This window comes from Sulfitobacter noctilucae (genome assembly GCF_000622365.1).
In the GTDB taxonomy this organism is placed as follows: Bacteria; Pseudomonadota; Alphaproteobacteria; order Rhodobacterales; family Rhodobacteraceae; genus Sulfitobacter; species Sulfitobacter noctilucae.
In genome coordinates, this window is record NZ_JASC01000001.1 from 99,559 (window position 1) to 125,740 (window position 26,182).

Annotated in this window: 27 protein-coding genes; 15 read left to right on the forward strand and 12 right to left on the reverse strand. The window is 59.5% G+C overall.

The window, feature by feature from the left end; all coding sequences use genetic code 11:
• Positions 1–107: 107 nt before the first annotated feature.
• Positions 108–1,436, reverse strand: coding sequence for an amidase (locus Z945_RS0100495; RefSeq protein ID WP_025050168.1), 1,329 nt, complete (start codon positions 1,434–1,436; stop codon positions 108–110).
• A gap of 85 nt (positions 1,437–1,521) precedes the next feature.
• Here Z945_RS0100495 and Z945_RS0100500 point away from each other — a divergent pair, with 85 nt between their 5' ends.
• Entirely contained in the window at positions 1,522–2,748 is a 1,227-nt protein-coding gene (locus Z945_RS0100500) for an FAD-dependent oxidoreductase (RefSeq protein WP_081780904.1), read from the forward strand.
• Here the strand turns inward: Z945_RS0100500 and Z945_RS0100505 are convergent.
• The 5 genes from Z945_RS0100505 to Z945_RS0100525 all read right to left on the reverse strand — a co-directional run bounded on the left by Z945_RS0100505 (position 2,745) and on the right by Z945_RS0100525 (position 6,308).
• A complete protein-coding gene (locus tag Z945_RS0100505) occupies positions 2,745–2,936 on the reverse strand; it encodes a Trm112 family protein (RefSeq protein ID WP_025050170.1) in 192 nt (63 codons plus the stop codon). The two genes, Z945_RS0100500 and Z945_RS0100505, sit on opposite strands and share 4 nt — an antisense overlap.
• Positions 2,933–3,577 (reverse strand): LON peptidase substrate-binding domain-containing protein, encoded by a 645-nt coding sequence (locus Z945_RS0100510; RefSeq protein WP_025050171.1) that lies wholly within the window; start codon positions 3,575–3,577, stop codon positions 2,933–2,935. Before Z945_RS0100510 ends, Z945_RS0100505 begins: the two co-directional genes overlap by 4 nt.
• Positions 3,578–3,604: 27 nt before the next feature.
• On the reverse strand, positions 3,605–4,525 hold the full coding sequence (gene trxA / locus Z945_RS0100515; RefSeq protein WP_025050172.1) for a thioredoxin: 921 nt from the start codon (positions 4,523–4,525) through the stop codon (positions 3,605–3,607).
• 54 nt (positions 4,526–4,579) lie between these two features.
• Positions 4,580–5,368 carry an exodeoxyribonuclease III gene (locus Z945_RS0100520; RefSeq protein WP_025050173.1) on the reverse strand — a complete coding sequence of 263 codons (789 nt, stop codon included), beginning with the start codon at positions 5,366–5,368 and terminating at the stop codon, positions 4,580–4,582.
• Between the two features lie 253 nt (positions 5,369–5,621).
• Positions 5,622–6,308 carry a response regulator transcription factor gene (locus Z945_RS0100525; RefSeq protein ID WP_025050174.1) on the reverse strand — a complete coding sequence of 229 codons (687 nt, stop codon included), beginning with the start codon at positions 6,306–6,308 and terminating at the stop codon, positions 5,622–5,624.
• Between the two features lie 167 nt (positions 6,309–6,475).
• Between Z945_RS0100525 and ribA the strand changes: the two genes are divergently transcribed.
• Positions 6,476–7,564, forward strand: coding sequence for a GTP cyclohydrolase II (gene ribA, locus Z945_RS0100530; RefSeq protein WP_025050175.1), 1,089 nt, complete (start codon positions 6,476–6,478; stop codon positions 7,562–7,564).
• Positions 7,565–7,572: 8 nt separating this feature from the next.
• The gene (locus tag Z945_RS0100535; protein ID WP_025050176.1) at positions 7,573–8,067 is read left to right on the forward strand and encodes a L,D-transpeptidase family protein; all 495 of its coding nucleotides are present in this window, start codon (positions 7,573–7,575) and stop codon (positions 8,065–8,067) included.
• 75 nt (positions 8,068–8,142) lie between these two features.
• On the opposite strand, the gene Z945_RS0100540 is transcribed toward Z945_RS0100535, so the two are convergent.
• A complete protein-coding gene (locus tag Z945_RS0100540; RefSeq protein WP_025050177.1) occupies positions 8,143–8,796 on the reverse strand; it encodes a YggS family pyridoxal phosphate-dependent enzyme in 654 nt (217 codons plus the stop codon).
• Between the two features lie 101 nt (positions 8,797–8,897).
• A complete protein-coding gene (locus Z945_RS0100545) occupies positions 8,898–9,833 on the reverse strand; it encodes a porin (RefSeq protein ID WP_025050178.1) in 936 nt (311 codons plus the stop codon).
• A gap of 286 nt (positions 9,834–10,119) precedes the next feature.
• On the opposite strand from Z945_RS0100545, the gene Z945_RS0100550 reads away from it, so the two are divergent.
• The 5 genes from Z945_RS0100550 (at position 10,120) to Z945_RS0100570 (ending at position 15,334) form a co-directional block, all read left to right on the forward strand.
• Positions 10,120–10,608: a DUF3576 domain-containing protein gene (locus Z945_RS0100550; protein ID WP_025050179.1), complete on the forward strand. Its 489-nt coding sequence runs from the start codon at positions 10,120–10,122 to the stop codon at positions 10,606–10,608.
• An 87-nt stretch (positions 10,609–10,695) separates the two neighbouring features.
• On the forward strand, positions 10,696–13,242 hold the full coding sequence (gene leuS / locus Z945_RS0100555) for a leucine--tRNA ligase (protein WP_025050180.1): 2,547 nt from the start codon (positions 10,696–10,698) through the stop codon (positions 13,240–13,242).
• A complete protein-coding gene (gene lptE, locus Z945_RS0100560) occupies positions 13,229–13,726 on the forward strand; it encodes an LPS assembly lipoprotein LptE (RefSeq protein ID WP_025050181.1) in 498 nt (165 codons plus the stop codon). The genes leuS and lptE overlap by 14 nt, the downstream gene beginning before the upstream one ends.
• Complete coding sequence (gene holA, locus Z945_RS0100565; RefSeq protein ID WP_025050182.1) at positions 13,723–14,721, forward strand: DNA polymerase III subunit delta; 999 nt, start codon at positions 13,723–13,725, stop codon at positions 14,719–14,721. The genes lptE and holA overlap by 4 nt, the downstream gene beginning before the upstream one ends.
• Before the next feature lie 19 nt (positions 14,722–14,740).
• Positions 14,741–15,334, forward strand: coding sequence for a glutathione S-transferase family protein (locus Z945_RS0100570; RefSeq protein WP_025050183.1), 594 nt, complete (start codon positions 14,741–14,743; stop codon positions 15,332–15,334).
• On the opposite strand, the gene Z945_RS0100575 is transcribed toward Z945_RS0100570, so the two are convergent.
• Both Z945_RS0100575 and Z945_RS0100580 read right to left on the reverse strand, forming a co-directional pair.
• The gene (locus Z945_RS0100575; RefSeq protein ID WP_025050184.1) at positions 15,331–16,509 is read right to left on the reverse strand and encodes a TIGR03862 family flavoprotein; all 1,179 of its coding nucleotides are present in this window, start codon (positions 16,507–16,509) and stop codon (positions 15,331–15,333) included. The genes Z945_RS0100570 and Z945_RS0100575 overlap by 4 nt on opposite strands.
• Positions 16,506–17,837, reverse strand: a complete 1,332-nt coding sequence (locus tag Z945_RS0100580) for a mechanosensitive ion channel family protein (RefSeq protein ID WP_025050185.1) — start codon at positions 17,835–17,837, stop codon at positions 16,506–16,508. Before Z945_RS0100580 ends, Z945_RS0100575 begins: the two co-directional genes overlap by 4 nt.
• A gap of 74 nt (positions 17,838–17,911) precedes the next feature.
• Between Z945_RS0100580 and Z945_RS0100585 the strand changes: the two genes are divergently transcribed.
• Positions 17,912–18,205 (forward strand): hypothetical protein, encoded by a 294-nt coding sequence (locus tag Z945_RS0100585; RefSeq protein WP_025050186.1) that lies wholly within the window; start codon positions 17,912–17,914, stop codon positions 18,203–18,205.
• A 133-nt stretch (positions 18,206–18,338) separates the two neighbouring features.
• Here the strand turns inward: Z945_RS0100585 and Z945_RS0100590 are convergent, their stop codons facing one another.
• The gene (locus Z945_RS0100590; protein ID WP_025050187.1) at positions 18,339–18,956 is read right to left on the reverse strand and encodes an enoyl-CoA hydratase/isomerase family protein; all 618 of its coding nucleotides are present in this window, start codon (positions 18,954–18,956) and stop codon (positions 18,339–18,341) included.
• On the reverse strand, positions 18,953–19,702 hold the full coding sequence (locus Z945_RS0100595; protein WP_025050188.1) for an SDR family oxidoreductase: 750 nt from the start codon (positions 19,700–19,702) through the stop codon (positions 18,953–18,955). Before Z945_RS0100595 ends, Z945_RS0100590 begins: the two co-directional genes overlap by 4 nt.
• A 153-nt stretch (positions 19,703–19,855) precedes the next feature.
• On the opposite strand from Z945_RS0100595, the gene Z945_RS0100600 reads away from it, so the two are divergent.
• The 6 genes from Z945_RS0100600 (at position 19,856) to lpxK (ending at position 26,144) form a co-directional block, all read left to right on the forward strand.
• A complete protein-coding gene (locus Z945_RS0100600; protein ID WP_025050189.1) occupies positions 19,856–21,385 on the forward strand; it encodes a DUF2125 domain-containing protein in 1,530 nt (509 codons plus the stop codon).
• A 122-nt stretch (positions 21,386–21,507) separates the two neighbouring features.
• Positions 21,508–22,854, forward strand: coding sequence for a TldD/PmbA family protein (locus Z945_RS0100605; protein WP_025050190.1), 1,347 nt, complete (start codon positions 21,508–21,510; stop codon positions 22,852–22,854).
• Complete coding sequence (locus Z945_RS0100610; protein ID WP_025050191.1) at positions 22,841–23,617, forward strand: 3'(2'),5'-bisphosphate nucleotidase CysQ; 777 nt, start codon at positions 22,841–22,843, stop codon at positions 23,615–23,617. The genes Z945_RS0100605 and Z945_RS0100610 overlap by 14 nt, the downstream gene beginning before the upstream one ends.
• A 60-nt stretch (positions 23,618–23,677) precedes the next feature.
• On the forward strand, positions 23,678–23,920 hold the full coding sequence (locus Z945_RS0100615) for a DUF4170 domain-containing protein (RefSeq protein WP_025050192.1): 243 nt from the start codon (positions 23,678–23,680) through the stop codon (positions 23,918–23,920).
• Between the two features lie 5 nt (positions 23,921–23,925).
• Positions 23,926–25,155, forward strand: coding sequence for a 3-deoxy-D-manno-octulosonic acid transferase (locus Z945_RS0100620; protein WP_025050193.1), 1,230 nt, complete (start codon positions 23,926–23,928; stop codon positions 25,153–25,155).
• Positions 25,155–26,144 (forward strand): tetraacyldisaccharide 4'-kinase, encoded by a 990-nt coding sequence (gene lpxK, locus Z945_RS0100625; RefSeq protein WP_025050194.1) that lies wholly within the window; start codon positions 25,155–25,157, stop codon positions 26,142–26,144. Before Z945_RS0100620 ends, lpxK begins: the two co-directional genes overlap by 1 nt.
• Positions 26,145–26,182 lie beyond the last annotated feature (38 nt).

Genomic DNA, 26,182 nt, shown 5'->3' on the forward strand with positions numbered 1-26,182 from the left:
TCGGATCGGGATCATTATCGCCCCGTTTTCCCCAAAGTACCCAAGGCGCTGCGGCCCGTCCAGAAAAACCGGAACGCAATCAGGCCTTTGTGGCATTTAGGCCAACCCTAGCGCAGCGCCTCCTCGGCTGCAGCGGCCAAGCGCAGCAGAGTCTCTTCCATATCTGGTGGGCACATCAGCATCAAACCACAAGAAGGCGTATCCGTGGGCAGGGTAATCGCGCAAACCCCCATCAAATTTCCAATGCGGGTATTTCGCAAAGTCATCAGATTTTCGCTGAGGTAATAGTCGTGGTCTTGCTCCAGCCGCGCCAGATTTGGCGGCAGGATGGGGCAAGTGGGCACCAACACCGCATCATAGCCCGCCACTGCCGCATCATATTGCGCACGCAGGGCATCCGTTTTGGCCCATGCGGCGACATAATCAGCGCCTGAGTGGTTCTGGCCCAATCGAAACCGCTCGAGGATTTCGGAATACATTTTGTCCGGATTTGCTTCGATAATGTCGCGCCACAGGCCGTAGGCTTCGGTCGTATAGAGACATCCGGCCAGCGCGTTGGCCTCTTCGACCTCTGGCACATCGATCTCGTCGATTGTCGCCCCCGCCTCGATCAATTTAGCGCAGGCAGTTTCAAACGCCGCCCTAGGTGCATCGTCCAGATCCGTCATCGCCAATGTGCGTAGGATAGCAAAGTGCCGCCCGCTCAAGTCTGCTTGCCGCAGATCGGCAGGCTTGCTGCCCTCCAACAATGCGAGCAAGAGGCCTGCGTCTTCGACAGAACGGCAGAGCGGGCCGATGGTATCGAATTTCATTGCAAGCGGCACAACGCCTTCAAGCGTCAACCGCCCGGAGGTGGTTTTCAGCCCCACCAGATCGTTCCAGACCGCTGGCACGCGCACGGACCCGCCCGTGTCGGAGCCGATGGCGGCGGCCGCGAGATTGAATGCAACGGAGGCCGCAGCCCCGGAAGACGACCCGCCCGATACCGCATCAGCATCGTTGACGCACGGCGGTGTCGACGTGCTGGGATTGTAGCCGAGACCGGAGAAAGCAAGCTCGCTCATATGGGTCTTGCCCAGACAGACCAGCCCGGCAGCGGTTGCGTTGGCCAAAACCACGGCGTCGCGGTCCGGCACACGTCCTTCCAGCAATTTGGAGCCCGCTTCGGTCCCTATGCCTGCGGTGTCGAAAAGATCTTTCCAAGATATCGGCACGCCGTCCAACGGGGACAAACGATGCCCGCTGGCCGCACGTTCGGCAGCGGCAGCCGCTTCGGCCAGCGCCCGATCACCTGTGACACGGGCATAGATGCGATCGCGCAGCGGGTGGACCTCGATGGCGCCCAGATAGGTCTGGCAAAGTGCCACCGGATCAATCTCGCCCGCGCCGATGCCCCGGCCAAGGTCGGCGGCAGTCATTGTCAGCCAGTCTTGCATCACTCATTCCCCCAATTCGGTCAGGCAAAGCGTAGCGACGCTTGCGCACATGGACAATCCCTGCCTCACCGCCATATTGAAGCGCATGGAATTTGACACAGATATCGCGATCATCGGTGGCGGGCTGAACGGCACTACGCTAGCCTTGGCTCTGGCCAAAGCCGGTCAGCACGTCACATTGATTGACGCGCAACTGCAAACGACTAAATCAGAGCCGGGCTTTGACGGGCGGTCCTATGCGATGGCGCTGACCTCGACGCGGATGCTGGATGGGCTAGGCCTGTGGGACGCCCTCTCCCCTGATGCGCAACCGATGCTTGAGATCAAAGTGACCGATGGCCGCGCGGGCGATGGTCCCTCTCCGATGTTCATGCATTTTGATCACGCCGAGATCGAAGAAGGGCCAATGGGCTTTATGTTGCAGGATCGGCATCTGCGACGGGTGCTGCTGGATGCGGTGGCGGCCAATGATGGTGTGACCCTGTGCGATGGGGAAACGGTAACCGTGCAAACCGTAGATGCCGCTGGCGTGACGCTGACGCTGGCCTCAGGCAAGACGTTGCGGGCGCGGATGGCTGTCGGGGCTGACGGGCGCGGAACCGGCACTGGACAACGCGCAGGAATCAAACGTACCGAATGGGCCTATCGCCAGACAGCACTGGTCTGCGCCATTGAACACGAATTGCCGCATCACGGCGTGGCGCATCAATTCTTCATGCCGCCCGGCCCGCTGGCCATTCTGCCGCTGACCGGCAATCGCTCTTCCATTGTCTGGAGCGAGAGCGCCGAGAATGCGGCACGGATTCAGGCGCTGCCCGACGCTGAATATTTGGATGTGTTGCGCCCCCGTTTCGGCAGTTTTCTGGGCGAGGTCTCGCTTGCCGGAGCGCGGTACACATATCCTCTCGGGCTGTCGTTGGCGCACACGATGGTTGCACCGCGTGTCGCACTAGTGGGAGATGCGGCGCATGGCGTGCATCCCATTGCGGGGCAAGGATTGAACGCCGGTATGCGCGACATTGCAGCACTGGCTGAAGTCATCGCGGATGCAGCGCGGCGCGGTGAAGACGTTGGATCAGATGCGGTGCTCGCTCGCTATCAAGAATGGCGCCGCTTCGACAACGCGGCACTCGCATTGGCGACGGACAGCTTCAATAGATTGTTCTCAAACGACAATCCACTTGTCCGGATGGCACGCGACGTTGGAATGGCTGCGGTAAATGCTTTGCCCGGGCTACGCCGGGGTTTCATGCGCGAAGCCGCAGGCCTGACCGGCGATCTGCCCCGCTTGATGCAGGGCAAACAGCTTTAATCGTCGTCGAGCTTTCGTGCTTCGTCGATCAGCATCACAGGAATGCCGTTGCGGATCGGATAGGCCAAACCGGCGGCTTTCGACACCAGTTCCTGCTTTTCCGCGTCATAGCTCAGCGTGGTCTGGTTGCGCGGACAGATCAGCGCCTCAAGCATGCGGCGGTCAAATGGGACAACAGTATCGGTCATTGCATCATGCCTTCGTCTTCTCCGCCGCGCAGGGCGTATTCGATCAGCGTCACGAGGGTCTCGCGCCGTGTTTCAAGCGATGGGGCTTCAAGCAAGGCCTGTTTGTCCTCGCCCTCCAGATCCAGCATCATTGACAATGAATTGATCAGCAATTCATCGTCTGCTTCCTTCAGCGTGCTCCAATCCGCAGACAGACCACGCGCCTCAAAGTAGCGGCCAAGCAAATCCAGGAAGGGTTTGCGATGGAACCCTGTATCGTCCTCCCCATCGCCAAGGTCACGCTCGAAACCGTCCCAGTTCACCACGCATTTGCGGTAGGGACTGAAGCCTTCGACCTCGTTGACCACACGGAAGCGCGAAACGCCGCCGAGAGTGATCATATATCGACCGTCCTCGGTTTCGGAAAACTGGGTGATGCGCCCTGCACAGCCAATGGTTTGCAAGCCCGGTCCTTCACGGCCAGGCACCTTGTTGGGCTGCACCATACCGATCAGGCGAGCGTCTGTTTTCAGCGCATCTTCAATCATCTGAAGATACCGCGGCTCAAAGATATGCAACGGCAACCTTGAGCGGGGCAGCAACAATGCACCGCCCAAGGGAAAGATCGCAATCGTATCTGGCAGTTCTGTTTGCTTTATCATGTTACGGCATCTAGCGCGGTGCAGGGGTCAGGCAAATATCAGAGAGCTTAATTTGCGCCGTCCGTTCAGAACGATTGGATCGTTTGGCTTCAAGGCATCGAAAATAGTGAAAAGTTGCGTTTTCGCAGCCCCTTCGTTCCATTCCTTATCGCGACCAAAGAGGGTCAGCAGGTGATCAACCGCGCCTTCGGCGTCGCCATTTGCATAAAGCGCCTGAGCGAGATCGAAACGGGCCTGCAGGTCATCTGGGTTCGCTTCAACCGCAGCAGTTAGTTCGGCCACCGGCCCAGCATCTGCCGCTTGGCGAGCCAGCGCCAGCTGCGCGTGCGCTGCTTCCAATTCGGGCGATGTTGAAATCTCGATCGGGGCACCGTTGAGCAGCGCCTCCGCCTGATCCAGCTCATCCATTGCAATGTGGGCCCGGACCATGCCGCCATATGCGGCGGCGTTATTCGGATCCTCGCCCAATATCGCCGCGAAGGTTTGCGCTGCATCCGTGGCAGCCCCCTCGGCCAGCATTTCCTCAGCCGCGTCAATTGCGTCGGCCAGACCATCGTCGGGGGCCTCGCCCCCTGCGGCCTTCACCACACGGTTCACGAAATCCTTGATTTCGGACTGCGGTACGACGCCTTGGAAGCCGTCAATCGGCTGGCCCTTATGAAAGGCATAGACTGTCGGGATCGACTGAATCTGCAATTGCCCCGCGATCATCTGCGCTTCGTCCACGTTGACCTTGACCATCTTGACCGCACCCTTGGCGGCACGCACGGCCTCTTCCAACTGGGGCCCAAGCGTTTTGCAAGGGCCGCACCAGGGTGCCCAAAAATCAACGATCACCGGGATCGTCTGCGACGCCTCGACCACATCAGCCATAAAGCTGGCCTCATCGCTGTCCTTAATCTGATCAGCGTCATTGGCACCTGCGGCACCCATCAGGTTCAGTTCCATATCTTCATCCTCGCTATCGCGTTCGTGGGATATATGAGCGCTTTGACCGCAGAATCAAAGGTCAAAGGTTGCAAAAACCGGTGCATGGTCGCTGGGTTGCTCCCATCCACGCACCGCCCGCTGGATATGGCTGGAGTGGGCGGCGTTTGATATATCAGGTGTGGCCCAGATGTGATCCAGCCTGCGACCCTTGTCGGCGTTGTCCCAATCTGGCGACCGGTAAGACCACCAGCTGTACAGGTTGCCGTCAGGAATATCCTGCCGGGTGATATCAACCCATCCGCCTGCATCTTGCGTGGCCCCCAGCGCCTCAACCTCGACCGGGGTATGGCTGACGACTTTAAGCAGCTTCTTGTGATCCCAGACGTCATCCTCGCGCGGGGCGATGTTCAGATCGCCGACAAGGATGGCCTTCTCAGGCTTTTCTGCATGAAACCAGTCACGCATCTCGGACAGGTAATCCATTTTCTGACCGAACTTTTCATTAATGGTGCGGTCAGGTTTGTCCCCGCCCGCAGGCACATAGAAATTATGGATGGTCGTCCCGTTCTCAAGCCGGGCTGCAACGTGGCGGGCATGACCCAGCGCGGCAAAATCCTTGTCGCCCACATCTTCGAGCGGCAGCTTGGACAGGATGGCGACGCCGTTGTATCCCTTCTGGCCTCGCGCCACCATGTGGCCATAGCCCGCCGCCCTGAAACCCTCCAAGGGAATCTTGTCGACCGGACTTTTACACTCTTGCAGACAAAGCACATCCGGCCCGTGTTCGGCCAGCATCCGCAGCACCAAAGGCTCGCGCAGCCGAACCGAGTTGATGTTCCAGGTGGCGAGAGAAAAAGACATAGGACTGCTCCGATTTAGGGTTTTGCGCACCCTAAGCGAGAATGAGCGCAGGGGAAACGCAAGAACCGGAACGGCCTGTGACGCGGTATGAAAAAAAGGGCCGGACCCGAAGGTCCGACCCAGTTCATCGGGGGAAAATATGTCTGCACCCGGACATAAACTTCGGGTCGTCAACCAAGCGGAAACTCATGAAAAAAACCGCTCTTTCTTACAAACGACAGAACGCGGGATTTGGTTCCGTCGCCGTGAAGATTTATGACATCAGGCGGTAGCCGCCAGATTCAGTGACCAGCAAGCGTGCATTCGACGGATCCGGTTCAATCTTCTGGCGCAGGCGATAAATGTGCGTTTCAAGCGTATGGGTGGTGACCCCGGCGTTATAGCCCCATACCTCGTGCAAAAGCACGTCGCGCGGTACGACGCCCTCGCTCGACCGGTAAAGAAACTTGAGAATGTTTGTCTCTTTCTCCGTCAACCGAACCTTTTTCTCGTCTTCGGTAATCAAAAGCTTCATCGAAGGTTTGAACGTATAAGGCCCAAGCTGGAAAATCGCGTCTTCCGATTGCTCATGCTGGCGCAACTGCGCACGGATACGCGCCAGCAGCACGGGAAACTTGAACGGCTTTGCCACATAGTCGTTAGCGCCCGCATCCAGACCCAGAATGGTATCTGCATCACCGTCATGGCCTGTCAGCATCATGATCGGGCTTTTGACCCCCTGCTTGCGCATCAAACGGCACAGCTCTCTGCCATCGGTATCCGGCAGCCCCACATCGAGGATCACCAGATCATACAGCGTTTCCTTGGCGCGGGTCATGGCATCTGCGCCATTGGCAGCTTCGAATATGTCGAAGTCTTCGGTCATGATCAGCTGTTCGCTCAGCGCTTCGCGCAGATCGTCATCATCGTCTACCAGCAGTATCTTTTTTAACTGCGCCATCGGATTCCTCCCGTTAAACTCGTCACTAAAGTGTGTACTCTTGCCCTGTAGAACAAGCGTAGCGGTCATTCTGTCACGTCCGCGTGTACGAAGCCGCGTCAAATGTTTCAATTCCGGTCCGGCTAACGTAAGTATTGCGCCAAATGACAACAGAGTTGTAACACGAAATGAGCCTTGCCCCCGATATCACAGAGCAACTGGCCCGCGCGCGGGCTGATTTGCGTATGGGCGTCCCCGTGGTGCTGACAGGACCACATCCCGTGTTGGTGCTGGCCGCCGAAACGCTTAGCGCGCAACGGCTGGCCGATATTCTTGCCCTCGGAGGGGAGCCCGTGCTGACGGTCACGGCCCGGCGTGCCGAAACGTTGAAAGCGCGAGTCTATGACGGGGATCTGGCCCGAATCAAGCTGCCGGACGATGCAACTCCCGCTTGGGTCCAGAGCATCGCAGACCCGGCCGATGATCTGCGCGTCCCGATGAAAGGGCCGTTCGCCTGTGATCGCGGTGGCGATACGAGCCCGCATCGTACTTCTTTGGCCTTGGTCAAGGCCGCACGGTTGCTACCTGCGGTTCTCGTGCTTGGCCTTGCCAAGGGCGCGGCCTTTGCTGCCACCCACGGTCTAACGCAGGTTGATTGCGCCGCCGCAACCGATGCGCTGACCAGGCGCAGTCCGCTGCAACCAATTGTGCATGCGCGCCTGCCTATGGAAGTCTCGGAAGCCGGGCGTCTGCATATCTTCCGCCCCGATGACGGAGGGGAAGAACATTACGCCATCGAGATCGGTCGCCCTGACCGGGGCAAACCCGTGCTGACGCGCCTGCATTCGGCCTGTTTCACCGGCGACCTGCTGGGCAGTCTTAAATGCGATTGTGGCCCACAGCTGCGGGCGGCACTGGCTCAGATGGGCAGTGAAGGACACGGCGTCCTGTTGTACCTCAATCAAGAGGGGCGCGGCATCGGGCTTGCCAACAAAATGCGCGCCTATTCGCTGCAGGATCAGGGTTTTGACACCGTAGAGGCGAATCACCGACTGGGGTTCGAGGACGACGAACGTGACTTCCGCCTTGGGGCGGACATTCTGAAATCCATGGGATTCTCGGCCGTGCGTCTGCTGACGAATAATCCACGCAAGGTCGCGATGATGCGGGACAGCGGTATCGATGTGTCTGAACGGGTGCCTTTGCGTGTGGGCGAAAACCATCACAACACAGGCTATCTTGCGACCAAAGCAGCGAAATCTGGCCACCTGCTGTGACACGGCAAATGTCTGCCTGGGACATGGTGCTGACATCGAAAGGCCTGCGGTTTAGGGGCCAGACCTATCCGTGTACTATCGGCAAAGGCGGCGTAACGGAGCGCAAACGCGAAGGCGACGGGGTAACTCCGCGTGGCGTGCATCGCATCGTCGGGATGCTCTACCGCCCTGACAGGCTGGCGCGCCCTTCCGACTGGGCCATTCCGATCGGCCCCGGTGACCTGTGGTCTGACGACCCGAAAGACCAAGATTACAACAACATGGTCCGTGCCCCCTATGCGCCCAGCCACGAAGCGCTGCGGCGGGCTGATCCGCTTTATGATTTGATCCTGCTGACCGACTGGAACTGGCCCCGTGCCGTGCCGGGGCGCGGGTCTGCGATCTTTATTCACCAGTGGCGGCGGCCCGGATACCCGACGGAAGGTTGTGTCGCACTAAACCGCGCAGATCTGCACCATATCGCCCCGAAAATCCGGCACCGAACGCGGCTGATCATCCCCTGATTTCACCCTTTTCCAAATACCCGACACGACGCTTGCCACAAAGGTATCGCCAGCGTTCGTCTGCAAATTCCAGCTTTATCCCGCAACTCTTTCGCCAAATATTGCGGAGCCCACACGGATATGGGTCGCCCCCAGCGCAATCGCGCGCTCGAAATCGCTGCTCATACCCATCGACAGTCCCGACAGGCCATTTCGCGCAGCGATCTTGGCGAGCAGGGCAAAGTGAAGCGCCGGTTCTTCATTGACGGGCGGGATACACATCAACCCCTTCACCGGCAAATCAAGTGCAACGCACTCCGCCACAAAAGCATCGGCGTCGGTGGGCAGGACACCGGCCTTTTGATCCTCCTCGCCCGTGTTGACCTGAACAAACAGGTCGGGGCATTGGCCCTCTTCCTGCGCAATGCGGGCAATGGCTTTGGCCAGTTTCGGACGGTCCAGCGTGTGTATTGCGTTGAACAGGCCCATCGCAGCGCGCGTCTTGTTGCTTTGCAAAGGGCCGATCAGATGCAGGTCAATGCCTTTGTAGGTTTCGCGAAATTCCGGCCACTTGCCAGAGGCTTCCTGCACCTTGTTTTCACCGAAACAGCGATGGCCCTCATCCAGCACCGCCTGAACCCGGGCGTTCGGCTGCACCTTGCTGACCGCAATCAGGGTGACCGATCCGGGCGCACGCCCTGCATCGGCTTCGGCTTTCGCAATACGGGTTTGGATGTCTTGCAAGCTCATATGATTGCCCCTTTGATCAGAGGGGCAAATAACAACAGAGCCGCACAAAAGAAAAGGGGCAGGCCAAAGGCCCGCCCCAAATCTGTCAGATGACGTTCAACTTAGAAGTTGAAGCGCACACCCAGGTCGGCCAGAGTTGTGCCGGCGCTGTTGGAAGAGATACCACCGCGGATGGATGTACCGCCACCCATGTCGTGGTGAACACCGATACCGTAGGATGTTTCGGCGAAGTAATCTGCATCCGCAACATAGGCTTCAACAACTGTCGCTGCGCCAACGTCGAAACGACCGGCCAGAACAACGTGGTCACCATCGTCGCCGTTATCGGCATACGTCAGTGTTACGTCTGCTGGGCCGAAGGCACCGTTGATGGACGCTGTCAGCTCTGTGTCTGTGTCAGAGTCGGAGTCCTGTGCACCCAAGGAAACGTTGAAGCTGCCGAAGGAGTAGCCGACAACAGCCGCGATGCGGTCGTTGACGTCAGAAGCCGACACGTGAACGTTCAGGTCACCAGCGGAGTACGTTACTTCGATACCGTTCTGGCCAGCTGCGCCGCCCTCGTCGGAGTCGTACGCGTCGCCGCGGAAGTTGTACGCTGTGTAGTCATAGGAGTGACCGGTCAGACCCAGATCGATTGGGTACTGGCCCTTCATGTACTCCAGAGCGCCGAAGATGTTACCAACGCCGACTTCCAGACCACCTGAACGTGCGAAGAAACGAACGCCGTTGATGCCTGTGCCTACGCGGTCACCGCGGAAGAAACCGGAAGGTGCGGAACCTGGTGCGCCAACATCAGCTGTGTCGATTGGATCGTCGTTGTCCTGCTGGATACGAACGCGTGCACCAAATGTGACGCCCATGTCGGACTCAGCTGTCGCGTCGATCTGGAGACGGAAACGGCTTGTCACGGACAGCTCGTTTGGCGCGTCTTCGACATAAAGAAGACCAAAGCGGCCGTAGCCACCGAATGTAACGTCTGCTGCTGCAACGCCGGCGGTCGCAACCAGAGCCGTTGTAGCGAAGAGAACTTTTTTCATGAGTTTTCCCTCGGTTTGAATTGACTGCCCAGACCGGGGAATCCGGAAAGGGTACGAGTGGTGTTTGCATCCAATGCCCCCAGCTTGGCAAGAAACCAGCGCATCTGCAGATGATTGCCCCGACTATTGGTGCAGCTTTGCCACAGTTTGCGCGGCGGCAGCCACAGGTAGGGCTCAAAACCGCCTTTCTTTCCATAGTCCTTACACGAATCGCCTGCATCATATGCCTTGCCCAGAATGGACAGCTTGGATAAACCTCTGCACAAACAGGCAAAGGAATATTCGTATGGCTCTCAAGTCCCGCTGCAAAATGGCCCTCGTGCTCATGCTCGTCGGGTCGCTCGGGGCCTGCGGCTTCGGAAGCCCTGCCACTGAACGCGCTGACGTTTATACCGACCCGACGAATCCCAATAATATTGAGATGGACCCGAACAACACGATCTGGTCGATCTTTCGCGCCAACAAGGCGGATCAGTCAGTTTCGGTGAACAGGTATCTGTGGTCTGCCTCTCTTGAAGTGCTCAGCTTTCTGCCTGTGCAATCCATCGACCCTTTCACCGGCGTCATCGTCACCGGCTATGGCACACCGCCAAACGGGGGCCGTGCGTATCGTGCCACTGTGCTGATTGACGATCCCGCACTGGATGCCCGCTCGCTTAATGTCGCGCTGCAAACGCAGGGTGGGCGTGCCGTATCCCGCGCCACTGCCCGTGCGGTCGAAGACGCCATTCTCAGCCGTGCCCGCGAACTACGCATTGCTGCCAATAAATTCTGAGCCCGCCTTTCGCGCCACATCTCACACGCCGGGTTCTGTTTTCACCAAACAGCCCGGCGTTTTCCATTCCAGAAGGTCCAACCGCCCATGACCCGTTACACCCCCGCCGAAATCGAAGCCCGCTGGCAGCAGACCTGGGAAAAAGACAATATCTTCAAGGCGGTCCGTTCCGCCGATAAGCCGAAGTACTATGTGCTCGAGATGTTCCCCTATCCTTCGGGCCGCATCCACATGGGGCATGTGCGCAACTATACGATGGGCGACGTGATTGCGCGCTACAAACTTGCGACAGGGCACAATGTGCTGCATCCGATGGGCTGGGACGCCTTTGGTATGCCCGCCGAAAACGCGGCGATGGCGATTGGCGGTCACCCCAAAGACTGGACCTACGGCAACATCAAGGACATGCGCGACCAGATGAAGCCGCTGGGCCTCAGCATTGACTGGTCCCGCGAGTTTGCGACCTGCGACCCCGAATACTATGGACAGCAGCAAGCCCTTTTCCTTGATTTCCTCGCCGAAGGACTGGTCTATCGCAAGAACGCCATCGTGAACTGGGATCCGGTGGATATGACCGTTCTGGCGAATGAGCAGGTCGAAGCAGGGCGCGGCTGGCGCTCGGGTGCGCTTGTGGAACGACGCGAGCTGACCCAATGGTTCTTCAAGATCTCCGAACATTCCGAAGAATTGCTTGCGGCGCTTGATACGCTCGACAACTGGCCTGCCAAGGTGAAACTGATGCAAGCTAACTGGATCGGCAAATCACGCGGTCTCCAGTTTGCCTTCTCCACCGTAGAGGCTCCCGAAGGCTTCGACCGGATCGAAGTCTACACTACCCGCCCCGATACCCTGCTTGGCGCGTCCTTTGTCGGCATTTCGCCCGATCATCCTCTGGCCAAAGAACTGGAGAGAGATAACGCGGACGTCGCGGCTTTCTGTGCCGAATGTCGCAAGGGCGGCACCACCGAAGAAGCGATCGAGACCGCCGAGAAGCTGGGCTTTGACACGGGCATCACCGTGCGTCATCCCTTTGATACATCCCATGAATTGCCGGTCTACATCGCCAACTTCATCCTGATGGACTACGGCACCGGCGCGATTTTTGGCTGTCCGGCGCATGATGAACGCGACTTTGACTTCGCGACGAAATACGGACTGCCGATCATCTCGACCTACCTGCCAGGCGAAGACAGCGCGGACGTGCTGGATGAGGCCTATGTGCCCGCCAAGACCGAGAAAGTATTCTACAATCGCGGTTTCGCAGGAGAGCAATGGCAGACCGGAAACGAGGCCATCGACGCCGCCATCGCATTTTGCGAATCCAATGGGGTGGGTCAGGGCGTCACCAAATTCCGCCTGCGCGATTGGGGCTTGTCGCGCCAGCGCTACTGGGGCTGCCCGATCCCTGTGGTGCACTGCGACGACTGCGGTGTTGTGCCGGAAAAGAAAGAGAACCTGCCGATTGAGCTGCCTTACGATGTCAGCTTTGACACGCCCGGCAATCCGCTTGACCGTCACCCCACATGGCGCGACTGCGCCTGCCCGTCCTGCGGCAAACCTGCCAAGCGCGAAACCGACACGATGGACACCTTCGTTGATTCCTCGTGGTATTTCGCCCGCTTCACAGCGCCACATGCCGACACGCCTACCAATATGGAAGACGCTGCCTATTGGATGAATGTCGATCAGTACATCGGCGGCATCGAACACGCGATTCTGCACCTGCTCTATTCACGCTTCTTTGCCCGCGCGATGGAAATGACCGGCCATTTGCCGAAATCTGCGAACGAGCCGTTCGACGCGCTCTTTACGCAAGGCATGGTGACGCACGAGATCTATCAGACACGCGATGCAAACAATCGCCCCGTCTACCACCTCCCCGAAGAGGTAACAGACGGGAAGCTTGCCGATGGCACGCAAGTCGAGATTATCCCCTCGGCCAAAATGTCCAAGTCCAAGAAGAACGTCGTAGACCCGTTGAACATCATCTCGAACTACGGCGCGGACACCGCGCGTTGGTTTGTCCTCTCCGATTCGCCCCCCGAGCGGGACGTGGAATGGACAGCCTCCGGTGCCGAGGCCGCGTTCAAGCATCTTGGCCGCGTGTGGAATATCAGCGACCGGATCGTCACGATGAACGCGGATGCCAAAGGCACGGGCGACGAAGAGTTGCTGCGTGCCATGCACAAAACCATCCATGACGTGACAATGGGCGTGGAATCCTTTGGCTTCAACGCAGCCATCGCCAAGCTTTATGCCTTCACCGCCACCTTGCAGAAATCCAAGGCGGGTCATGCTGCCCAGCGTGAGGCAATCATGACGCTGGCACAGTTGATGTCACCGATGACGCCGCATCTGGCCGAGGACATTTGGGAACGGCAGGGCGGTACCGGCCTGATTGCCACCGCCCCTTGGCCCAAAGTGGACGAGGCGATGCTGGTTGATGATACGGTCACCCTGCCGATCCAGATCAACGGCAAGCGTCGCGCAGAAATACAGGTTCCCGCCGACATGCCGAAGGAAGAGGTTGAAAAAATCGCACTGGCCCATGAAGCTGTAGTCAGAACACTTGATGGTGCGGCACCCAAGAAGGTCATTGTCGTGCCCGGACGGATTGTGAATGTCGTTGCCTGATACAAGGTTAAATCGCCGCTTTTTCCTATTGGCCCCGCTGGCACTGGCCGCCTGCGGGTTTGAACCTGTCTATGGGCCCGGCGGCACCGGGACGCTTTTGCAAGGGCGCGTGCAAGTGGATGCTCCAGACGATCAGGACAGCTATATCCTCGTGCGCGAGTTGGAAGAGCGGTTGGGCCGCGGCGGCGACAATGCCGCTTTTGCGCTGTCCACCAGCATCCGTACCACCGTCGCACAGCTTGCTGTGGACCGCGAAGGCGACACGAACAGGTTCAACCGGATCGCCGTGGTCGACTATGCGCTGCGCAATCTTGAGACGGGCAGCATCGTCACCTCTGGCCAGGTCGAGAACTTTGTAGGCTATTCCGCAACCGGCACCACGATTGTTACGCTTGCCGGGGCGCAGGATGCGCAGAAACGTTTGATGAACATCATGGCCGACCAGATCGTAACCCGGCTCTATGCGGCCGATCTGGGCGGATGAAGCTTTCCCCTCGCGATGCAGGTGCCTATTTCGCCAAACCTGATCCGGCCAAAACGGGCGTTCTAATTTTTGGCAGTGACGCCATGCGCGTGGCGCTCAAGCGTCAGGAACTGCTGAAATCCTTGCTTGGTCCGAACGCGGAAGAAGAGATGCGCCTGACACGCATCCCGGCGGCAGAGCTGCGCCGTGATCCCGCAATGCTTATGGATGCGATCAAGGCGGTGGGATTTTTCCCCGGCCCGCGTGCGGCCTTTGTCGAAGATGTGAATGATACGGTTGCCGCCGCAGTCATCGGCGCGCTTGGCGAATGGCAACAGGGTGATGCGCAGATCATCGTTACAGGCGGCGATTTGAAAAAGACCTCAAAGGTCCGCAAGGCGTTTGAAGGCCATCCTGCCGCCTATGCCGCTGCGATCTATGACAACCCGCCCGACCGAGGCGAGATCGAGCGCATGCTGACCGACGCAAAACTCGTGCCCGAAGGCGATGCGATGGCCGTATTGGTCGATCTGGCCCGCGCCATTGATCCCGGTGATTTCCGCCAGACGCTGGAAAAGCTCTCGCTCTACAAGCTGAACGACACATCGCCGCTAACCCCCGATGACATTGCCGCCTGTGCGCCCACATCGACCGAAGCAGATGTCGACGATATCTTGCATGTGGTGGCCGAAGCCCGCGCCACTGACATCGGTCCGGTGATGAACAAGCTACAGGCGCAAGGTGTCACTGCCGTGACCTTGACGATTATGGCCACGCGCCATTTCCGAACGCTCTACCGCATTGCCGCCAATCCGGGCGCGCCGATCTATGGCGTGCGCGACCGTGATCGCGTGGCGCGGCAGGCCAAAAGCTGGGGGGCTGCTAATCTTGAGCTGGCCCTGGGCGTGTTGACAGATACCGACCTCACGCTGCGCTCTGCCGCGCAGACGGCACCGGCGCTGGCGCTGGTGGAACGCGCGTTTATTCGCCTCGCCATGCTGGGCGCGCGCCGCTAATTTTCAGGGAGAAAGAACAATGTATACCGTTATTGGATCGACCAAATCACGCGCCTTTCGGGTCATGTGGATGCTCGAGGAAATGGGCGAGGATTATATCCAGATCGACGCTGGCCCGCGCTCGGACGAGGCCAAGAAATACAATCCTTCGGGCAAGATCCCCGCGCTTCTGGATGGCGACGAGGTTCTGACTGATTCTGTGGCGATCATGACCTATTTGGCCGACAAACATGGCAAACTGACCGCGCCCGCTGGCACCATCGCGCGCGCGAAACAGGATGCTGTGACCTTCTGGCTGATCGACGAATTCGACGCGATCCTTTGGGCGGCGGCCAAACACAGCTTTGTTTTTCCCGAAGACAAGCGTGTGCCAGAGATCAAGGACAGTCTGAAGGCCGAATTCATACGCGCCGCGGATTTACTGACAGAACGTCTGGAAGGCCCGTATCTCTTGGGTGACCAGATGACCCATGCGGACATTCTGGCGGTGCATTGCATCAACTGGTCGATCGGAGCAGGCTTTCCCCGCATCAACGACAAGCTTGGTGCCTGGGCCAAGACGATGCGCGAGCGGGATGCCTTCAAAGCCGCGCAAGCCAAAGTCGCTGGTTAGGGTTTAATCCAATTGGCGGCTTGTTGTCCCGCCCATCGGCCTGTCGCAAGGCAGGCCGAGATCAGATAACCGCCCGTCGGGGCTTCCCAGTCCAACATTTCGCCAGCGGCGAACACTCCTGGCACATCCCGCAGCATCAGGCTTTCGTTCAACGCGGCAAAAGGGATCCCACCCGCCGTTGAAATCGCCTCATCCATCGGGCGCAGCCCTGTGTTGTTGATTGGTACGGCTTTGATCAGCCGCGCTGTCGCCCGCAGCCCTTCAGGCAAGGGCCGTGCCATTTCCTGTAGCAGCGCAATTTGCACAGGCGTCAGCCGCAGGGTCTTGCGCAGATGGTTCGCAAAGCTGGCTTTGCCACGGGGCGCTTGCAGCTTGGTCGTGATCTGCGGCACCGTCATATCGGGCAGCAGATCAAGCATCAGGTCATGCCCTTCACGCACGCCGCGCGACACGGAATAGACGCCGCCGCCTTCCAATCCGCGGGCGGACAATGTCGCCTCGCCGCGCGAAACATAGGGCCCTGACGACCAACCCACCCCCTTAAGCGCCGCCCCGAAGTGTTTGGTCATATGGTCCGACCATGCCACCTGAACGCCTGCGTTCGATCCGGCAAAGGGGGCGAGTTTGATGCCTTTGTCTGCAAGGATGGACGCCCAGTCTCCCGTCGCACCCAGTCGCGACCAGCTTGCCCCGCCAAGGGCCAGAACGGTGGCATCAGCGGCAAGGGTCCGGGGACCATCCGGTGTCTCAAAGCGTAGTTTATCGTCGGTCCATCCTTGCCAATACCAACGCGTGTTTACCATAACCCCCAGATCGCCCAGCCGTCCCATCCATGCCCGCAAAAGCGGCGAGGCTTTCATGACATTGGGAAACACACGACCGGTCGAGCCGGTAAAGACCTCCTGCCCCAAACCACGCGCCCAGTCCTGCACCGCTTCAGCGTCAAAGGCATCCAGCATTGGCGTCAGCGGGCTGCGTGCCTTGGCAAAGGCTTCTTTGAACGGCACGGCGGGTTCGTCCTTGGTCAGGTTCAACCCTGACTTGCCCGCCATCAGAAACTTGCGCCCGACAGAGGGTTTTCCCTCGCAAATCGTGACGCGCACCCCCGCTTGGGCAAGCGTTTCGGCAGCCATCAACCCTGCGGGGCCGGCCCCGATGACAACTGCATGGCTCATGTCCCGGCTTGCGGCAAACCGCCCTTAATCTCGACCACACGCTGCGGATAGGGGATTTCGATATTGGCATCGCGCAGCGCATTCCAGATCAGGAACAGCACATCTGAGGTGTATTTATTTGGCCCGTCATCCAGCCCGTTGACCCAAAATTCCACGGCGAAATCAATTCCGTTGTCCCCAAACCCGCGCAACTCGCAATCGGGCGGATAGGGCAGGTCAAGCACATCGGGATGCGTGGCAACCGCCGCTTCAATGATGGCCGGTACGGTGTTGATGTCAGTGTCGTAGCTGACAGAAAACGGTGCTTCGTACCGGTTCGCCGATCCGCTATCGGAGTAATTGACCACACGCGTGGTGATGAAATCCTCGTTCGGGATCACGATCCAGCGGCCGTCAAAGGTTTCAAGAATTGCAGCACGGGCGGTCATCTTGACGATTTTGCCCTGCTCGCCGCCGTCCAGTTCGACGTAATCGCCCACGGTCGCCTGCCCTTCGACCAGCAGGATCACACCGGAGATAAAGTTCGACGCGATCTTTTGCAGGCCAAAGCCAAGGCCGACACCAATCGCACCACCTAAGACCGCCAATGCGGTCAGGTCGACGCCGATGATGTTCATTAACAGCAGGAAAGCGATGGCGAAGATGGTGAACTCCGCCGTCTTGATCAGCAGTTGGCGCAACGACGGGCGCATCTCTTCGTTCTTGGCGATCAAGGCAGAGGTCTGGGTGTTGGACCACTGCCCCAGCCAGAACAGCAGCGAGCCCGCAATCAATCCACGCACCAGCGTCATCACCGAAAAGCGGATGTTGCCGACACCCACGATGGTTTCGGACAGCGCCACGCTGGCGGCATCCAGCAAGCCCAGCGTATAGAGCGCCGCGATAGGGATCAGGATGTATTTGCCCAGCAGCTTGAGGAACGGATCGCTGATGATGTCACGCACCAGAACGCGGGCGGCGATGAACAGGAACAGGCGTTTGCCAAAGGCAATAACCGCGCCGGAATCAAACATCGACCGTACAATGCTTTCCCCGATTCCGGTCAGCGCATATGCCAATAGGGGCGAGATCAGCGCGAGGAACGGCAGCACGAACCGGCGCGGGGTCGAGAACATGTTCTCCTTGTCGCCCGGGTCAATCAGCCCGGCCAAGGCTGGCCGCAAGCGTCGTGCGATCAAACCCGCCAACAGCCAGGCCAACACCAGTAAAGCGAACTGCGACCAAGCGGCAGGGCTGAGCAGCCAGCTCATCGCCAGATCCCATCCCATTTCTGCGTAGGCATAGGCCTGCTGAACGATTTCGGGTTGGGAGGAGAGATCAAACTCCATGTGTCTGCCTTGTTTTCGGGTTGTCGTGCGTCATCCTCTTGCCTGCATGCCCCCTCAGGTTCAAGGTTTTACTGATGTCCGACCCTCTTTGCCCTCTGTGCGCGCGCCCCATTCCACCAGACGTCCCGCAAAGCCAGCATCATTTGATCCCGAAGCTGAAAGGCGGCAAGGGCGGGCCAACGGTCTTGATGCATCACATCTGCCACCGCGAGATCCACGCGACATTGACCGAAGGTGAACTGGCGCGCGACTACAACACGCCTGAGGCGTTGCGCGCTCATCCCCGGCTGGCAAAATTCGTCGCCTGGGTCGCCAAACGCCCGTCGGGATTCCGTTCAAAGGTGCCGGGGGGCAAGCGCAAGCGATGACTTGACACCACGTCGCCCCGCGCAGACGGTGGCGCAAAACAAGATGAGGCAGAAAATGCGCGTTTTCCTGACACTTACCGCCCTTTTGACACTTGCGGCCTGCGATGTGCCTTTTGTGCCGCTAATCTAAACCTCAGCTGGAAGCGGTACACATTTGCTTGATGTCCTGCGCGATCTTGGGGTCCGCAGCGACGGTCAGTGCCGATAATTCCGCGGCATGATCCAGCAGGGCATCGCCTTCGATGATGCGGTCAATCAAGCCAAAACGTAGCGCCTCATCCGCATCAATCTTCTGGCCTCCCATCAGAATAAGCTTGGTCCGTGCAGGCCCAATCAGAGCTGACATGCGTGCGGGGTCCGAAGGTTGGGGCAGAAAGCCCAGTTTCATCACCGGGTAAAAGAACCGGGCCGATGGCACCGCAATCCGCAAATCGCAGGCCAGCGCCATGCCCATCGCGCCCCCGGCAAGCGTGCCGTTCAACGCCGCGATGCTCAGCCCCGGCAAGGCGGCGATGGCACCCGACAGCCGCTCCCAAATCTCGGATTTGGCAAGGCCTGCGCGGGCTTCGTCCAGATCGGCACCTGCGCTGAAGACTTTGCCGGTGCCCGTTAAAATCACGGCGCGGGCGTTTTGGGCATCTTCCATGATCTGCGCCAGCTCGGTGAGCATGGCATGGGTCAGCGAATTCGCCTTGTCAGGACGATTGATTGTGACGGTCCAGATGTCCGCTGTCTTGGAAACGTCGATCATGTCAGGCCCACGGCGCGGCGGATATCCTCGTCGCGCAAGGAAATCTCATTGCCTTTGAAACGATCCGCGTCCGCTCCGCACATCCATAGGAGGCATTTCGCAGGCCAATCGGCGGGAATGTGGTCTTCCCATGCCAGTTGACTGACCGGGTTGATGCCCGACGCCTTGATCTCGCGCTGCATTTCGGTAGCCACTGTGCCGGGGGACAGGCCGATAGCACGGATGCCGTGCTCTGCCTCCTCTTCGTGCACACAGCGGTTCAGCATGTTCACAGCCGCTTTGGATGCGCAGTAATGGCTCCAGGCCTCGATGGGGCTGTGTGCGGCACCGGATGAGATCGTGAGGATCGAACCGCCGCCTGCCTCTTTCATCACAGGCAGTGCTGCACGCATGCCGTTGAACACGCCCTTGAGATTGATGTCGATGACCTGCCCCCATTCATCGGGATCGGCATCTGCCAGATGGGATATCGGCTCAATGACGCCGGCATTGTTGATCAGCACATCCAGCCCGCCAAAGGCTTTGAGCGTGGTTTCCACCGCCGCAAACATCTCGCCAAAGCGGGCAACGTTGCAGGGGATCGCAATGGCCTTCTGACCGATTTCGCCGGCAAGCTCGGCTATCGCCTCTTGCGAACGGGCCAGCAGAACGACATTCGCGCCCGCCGCGGCAAAAGTCCGGGCGGACTCGGCACCAATGCCCCGACTTGCGCCTGTGATCATCACAGTCTTGTTTGTCATATCCATCGCCGCTCTCCTTAGGTCACGCCCCGCAGGGTTTTGCATTCTAGCTTGCCCCTGTGGTAATGTGCAGCCAACCTGTGGTCCACCCCACACTCCGCCTTGACGGATTGTACGCATTGTCAGACGGTGCAGCCAAATTGCCAAAAAGGAAATTTCATGTCGCGCTTCAATCCCCTTACCATCGGACTTGCCCTCCCTCTTTCCTTTATGGCGCAGGCCGCTCTTGCTGATCTGACACCACAACAGGTCTGGGGCGACTGGCAGGCCTATATGCAAAGCATGGGCTACACCGTGCAGGGCACCCCATCGGGCGACGATGATCTGCTGACCGTTGAAGGGATCAATCTTGGGGTGAGCATGGCGGACGTCGGCGGCACGGTTCAGGTGGCTTTGGGCACTGTCACGTTCGAACAGAACAGCGATGGCACCGTGGCAATTGTCTTGCCCGATACCATGCCCATCACCGTGACAGGCATGGACACCACCGCGCAGGGCGAAGCTTTCTCGATGGCCATGACCTACGCGCAGACGGGTCACGAAATGACGGCAAGCGGTACGCCCGAGAATATCACCTATGATTATACTGCGGCTGATGTGACGGTGGATCTGTTGCAGACGACAACCGGTGGCGCAAATCCCGGCCATGAAATGGCGAATATTCAAATCACCCTTGGCAACCTCGATTCCAGCACAACGATGACCATCGGTGACATGCGCGGGTATGACCAGACCGGCAGCGTTGATACCGTCAGCTACCGCATCTTGGGCAGTGACCCCATGACGCGAGAGGAGACGGCGACGATCAATGGTGAGATGACCGGAATAACGGTCGAAGGCAGCGGCAGCCTGCCCGCCGATATCGCGTCCGGCGCTGACATGAGTGCTATGATCGGTGCGGGCTTTGATGTGACTGGCAAGATTTCCTATGCCAGTGGGAAATCCAACATTGCGATCGAAGACCCCAACGGCGGTTATCTGATGAACACCACCTCGAACGGAGGTGATTTCGGCGTAGCAGTGGGCGCTGATGGCTTGACCTATGAGGTGGCCCAGCGTGATCTGACGCTGAACATGACCGGCAATGGCGTTCCCTTTCCGGTCGATATCACCATGGCGGAAAGCGGCTTCAACCTCTCGATGCCGGTGCAGAAATCCGACGATCCGCAGGATTTCGCTCTTGGTTTGAAATTCGGCGATTTCACCATGTCCGACATGATCTGGAGCGTGTTTGACCCTGCGGGCCAACTGCCGCGTGACCCGGCAACCATCGCACTTGATCTGACCGGCAAGATGAAGTTGCTGGTTGATTTCATGAACCCCGAAGCCGCCGCCAAGATGCAGGGTGCGCCCGGCGAATTGCAGGCACTGAACCTAAATACTGTTCTAGTATCTGCGGCTGGCGCAAAACTTGAAGGCACCGGCGCTGTGACCTTTGACGGCAACGCGCCCTCGATGGTGCCCGGCCTTGGCGCCCCTGTTGGCGAAGTAAATCTGGCCATGTCAGGTGCGAATGGACTGATCGACAAATTGGTCGCCATGGGCCTTTTGCCTTCTGATCAGGCGATGGGCGCGCGGATGATGATGGGGCTTTTTGCTGTTGCAGGCGCATCACCCGATACACTGAATTCGAAAATCGAGTTTACGCAGGACGGTCAAATTCTGGCCAACGGACAGCGTCTGCGCTGATTAAATCGGCAGACTGATCAAGGGGAGCGCAGGGTGGCTTGCGCTCCCTTTTTGCGGGCTGCACTTGTCCTGCGGGGGGCAGCGCGTTACCTGACCTGCAACTCTCAAACGGAGCGAACCCAATGTCACAGCCTCTTGATGCGCTGACAAAGTCCCTTTTGCAGGCGGCACGCCGTGCAGGTGCCGATGATGCCGACGCCAAAGCCGTGCGGGCGACCTCGCTTTCGGTCGATGTGCGCGGCGGCACATTGGAACAGGCTGAACGCTCTGAAGGCACAGACATCGGCTTGCGCGTCTTTGTCGGCCAGCGTGCCGCAACGGTTTCGGCATCGGACACCTCTGAACGCACCATCGAGGAAATGGCCACCCGCGCGGTGGCGATGGCCCGCGAGGCACCCGAAGACGCTTTTGCCGGGTTGGCCGATCCCGACCAGCTGGCGTGTGATTGGGACATTGCAGCGTTAGAGCTTTACGATGACACGCCCGAGCCCTCGCCGCAGGAGTTGCAAGAGGATGCTGCCCGCGCAGAGGCTGCAGCTTTGGCTGTCAAAGGCGTGACGCAGGTGCAATCCGCGAGCGGAGGCTACAGCGCGCAAGAAGTGTTTACCGCGATGAGCAACGGGTTCGAGGGCGGCTATGCCCGCACCGACAAAGGGCTGTCTTGCGTGGCGATTGCGGGCACCGGTGCCGGAATGGAGCGCGATTACGACGGTGACGGACGCATCTTTCAGGCAGACCTACGCGATGCGGCTGACATCGGGCAGTGCGCCGGGATGCGGGCGATCGAGCGGCTTTCCCCGCGCAAGCCGCCAACAGGGGCCTATCCCGTGCTCTTTGACGAGCGTGTGTCTTCGTCCCTCATCGGGCATCTGCTTTCGGCGGTGAATGGCAGTGCCGTGGCACGCGGCGCGTCCTTCTTGCGCGATGCCTTGGGCGAGGCCGTGTTGCCGGATCATCTGTCGCTGATCGAAGACCCCCACCGGCCCCGCGCCAGTGGCTCCCGCCCGTTTGACGCCGAAGGTTTGCCGACCCACCGTCGCGTCATCGTTGAAAACGGGGTGCTGCAGGGCTGGACCCTCGATCTGGCAAATGCCCGCAAACTGGGTGCGGCACCCACAGGGAATGCGGCGCGTGGCACCTCTTCGGCTCCGATGCCGTCGAACTGGAATGTCTCGCTGGATCAGGGAACGCACAGCCGCGATGATCTGATCCGCGACATGGGCACCGGGCTGTTGGTGACGTCGATGATCGGCAGCACGATCAACTCGAATACAGGCGATTATTCGCGTGGTGCGGCGGGCTTTTGGGTCGAGAATGGCGAGATCACCCATGCCATCAATGAATGTACGATCGCTGGCAATCTGCGCGACATGTTGCGCCAAATTGTGCCTGCCAATGATGCGCGCACGCACCTGAGTCGCGTTGTGCCATCGCTTTTGGTACCGGGGATGACCCTTGCCGGCGCATGATCTGCATCTTTTGATCCATGCCGCCCGCATTGCGGGCCGGATTGCCACCAGCTTTGCCGGGAAAACCGCGCAGCGGTGGGACAAGCCGGGTGGCGCGGGGCCTGTGACAGCCGCTGATCTGGCGGTCAATGATATGCTTGAGACGACCCTGCGGCTGGCCCGACCAGACTATGGGTGGTTGTCTGAAGAGACCGAAGACGGCACGGCGCGGCTGGACAACGAACGGGTGTTCATCATTGACCCGATTGACGGCACCCGCAGCTTTGTCGAAGGCTCCAACACTTGGGCGCATTCTTTGGCGGTTGCGGAACGCGGTGTTGTCACAGCGGCGGTCGTCTATTTGCCGTTGCGCAATAAGATGTATGCGGCAGCTTTGGGTCAGGGGGCCACGCTGAACGGTGTGCCGATCAGGGCCTCGGGCGTGACCTCGATGGGTGACGCGACAGTGCTGGCGGCCAAACCCGCGCTGATGGCAGACCACTGGCATTCCGGCACAGCACCCGTTTTCAAACGCAGCTACCGGCCCTCGCTTGCCTACCGTCTGGCCTTGGTGGCCGAAGGCCGGTTTGAGGCGATGCTGACGCTGCGCCCCTCCTGGGAATGGGACATCGCCGCCGGTGCCCTGATCATTGCCGAAGCGGGGGGATGCGCGCTTGACCGAACGGGTGCGCCACTGGCGTTCAACAATGCCGATCCGCGGTTGAATGGTGTGGTTGCGGGCGGCGGTGGCATCTGCGGCAGCCTGGTCGACGCCCTTGCGTGACATGCGCCTTCTGGGTACCCACAAGACAAGCCGGTCTGTATTCAAACAAAGGACATATCCATGACACAACGCCTGCACCTTGTTTTTGGGGGCGAACTTGTCACCCCAAGCGAGAACACCTTCAAGAATGTAGACGACATTCACATCGTCGGCATGTTCCCCGATTACGCCAGCGCCTATGACGCTTGGAAGAACGAAGCCCAGCGCACTGTCGATAATGCACATATGCGGTATTTCATTGCCCACCTGCACCGCCTGCGCGACGAGGAAGTGGCGGCGTCCAGCACCGAAGAACTGGGTTAACCTTCATGACGCGCTTGCCGGGGCTGTCGGCCTACCGCGCCCTGGCACGGCGCACCAAGGAAGAGACCGCGCCAACCCTATCGCCGCGCCCCGAGGGTGAACTGATCTGGTTTCATGTGGGCGACCCCGGCAATATGCTTGCGGTACAGGATCTGGCCTTGCGGATCGCGGCTTTGCGGCCCGATTTGAATGTCCTCTTTACGGTGCCGGATGACTCAGGCCCCTCCACCCTGCCCCTGCCGGAACGGGCGGGAATATTGCAAATTACCGTGCCCGAAGATCATCCTGTGGCCGTGCAGCGGTTTCTGGATCACTGGCAACCTGATACCTGTATCTGGGTTTGGGGCGGATTGCGGCCCCTGCTGGTTCAGGAAACGGCAGCCCGCGCCTGCCCGATGTATTTGATCGACGCGGACCCGCGCGGGCTTGAGAAAACCGGCAACCGCTGGCGCCCCGACAAGGTGCGCAGCCTGGTCGCGCCCTTTGCCGCCAGCTTTGCCCGATCGGCGTCTGGGAAAAAGCGTTTGCTCCAGCTTGGTCTTTCCGATGAACGGGTCTTTCAGACCCCGCCATTGCTGGCCGGGGGGCAGGTGCTTGGCTATGCCGAAACCGATCTGGCCGATCTGTCTGACGCGATGAAAGGGCGGCCAGCCTGGTACGCCACTCAGTTGACCCGCGACGAAGTGCCTGTTGTGCTGGCGGCACATAAACAGGCCCTGCGCTTGTCACATCGCCTGTTGCTGGTCCTGCAGCCGAAAGACCCTGATGATGCCGACCACGTAGTTGCCCAGGCCGCCGACCGCGATCTGACAACGATACGCTGGGATGATGGGCAGTACCCCGACGACAACACCCCATTGATGATCAGTGCCGATGCTGTCGATCGTGGGCTGTTCTACCGCGTCGCACCCGTTTGTTTTATGGGCACCACGTTGTCCGGGGCGGACGGCGGTTGTGACCCGCTCGAACCTGCCGCCCTTGGGTCCGCCATCCTATACGGCCCCAAAGTACGCCATTTCATGTCGTCCTATTCGCGGCTAGCAAGTGCCGGCGCGGCACGGATCGTCAATGATACCGGCGCACTTGGCACAGCTGTATCACGGCTGATTGCACCGGATCAGGCGGCCACGATGGCCCATGCAGGCTGGGAGGTGATCTCGGAAGGGGCGCTTCAGGCCGATCAGGTGATTGAACTGGTACAGAACGCACTGGATCAACGGCAGAGGGTCTTATGATGCGCGCACCGACCTTCTGGCATCTGCCTCAGCCTGATTGGCGGGCCAACGCACTGCGCCCGCTCGGTGCGCTTTACGCGGCGGCGACGGCCCGGCGTCTGGCGCAGGGGGTGCCAGAACGCATGGATGTTCCGGTGGTCTGTGTAGGCAACATCAACGCAGGTGGCACCGGCAAGACACCGACGGTGATGGCAGTGGTCGAACACTTGCGCGGGTTGTTTCACGAACCGCATATTGTCTCGCGTGGCTATGGCGGCACGGTCGAAGGGCCGCTGCGCGTCGATCCCGCCCGGCACAAGGCCACGGATGTCGGCGACGAGCCGCTATTGCTTGCCGCTTTTGCAGAGGTCTGGGTGGCAAAGGATCGCGCCGCCGGGGCATGGGCCGCGCAAGAGGCCGGGGCCAGTGTGATCGTGCTGGATGACGGTTTCCAGAACCCTGCACTGGCCTATGATCTGGCCGTCGTCGTGGTGGATGCGCAAAAGGGGTTCGGCAACGGTTTATGCCTGCCCGCCGGGCCGCTGCGTGAACCTGTGACCGTGGGTCTTGCGCGGGCCGATCTATTGCTGTCCATCGGTGACAGTGACGCTCAGGCGGCTTTCGCAGCGAGGCCGCTACCCGCGCAGATCCCGCATGTGACAGCCGCACTTGAGCCATTGCAAACGGGGATGGACTGGACTGATACGCAGGCTCTAGCCTTCGCCGGTATCGGCCACCCCGAGAAGTTCTTCGATACATTGCGAGGGCTGGGGGCAACTTTGGTCCACGCTGAGGCGCTGGAAGACCATCAGCCGCTGACGCCCGCGCTGATGGCCCGGCTGGAAGCGGATGCGATGCTGCGCGCGGCGCAATTGGTGACGACCGAGAAAGATGCGGTGCGGCTTCCGCCAAATTTCAGGACCAAGGTCATTACCTTGCCCGTGCGGTTGCGGCTTCCAACAGAGAACGCCCTTTTCGCAGCTTTGAAAGAACTCCCGAAACCGGCGTAACCGGAAACTTTCAAAGTTTCCGGCCGTTTTCTTTCAAA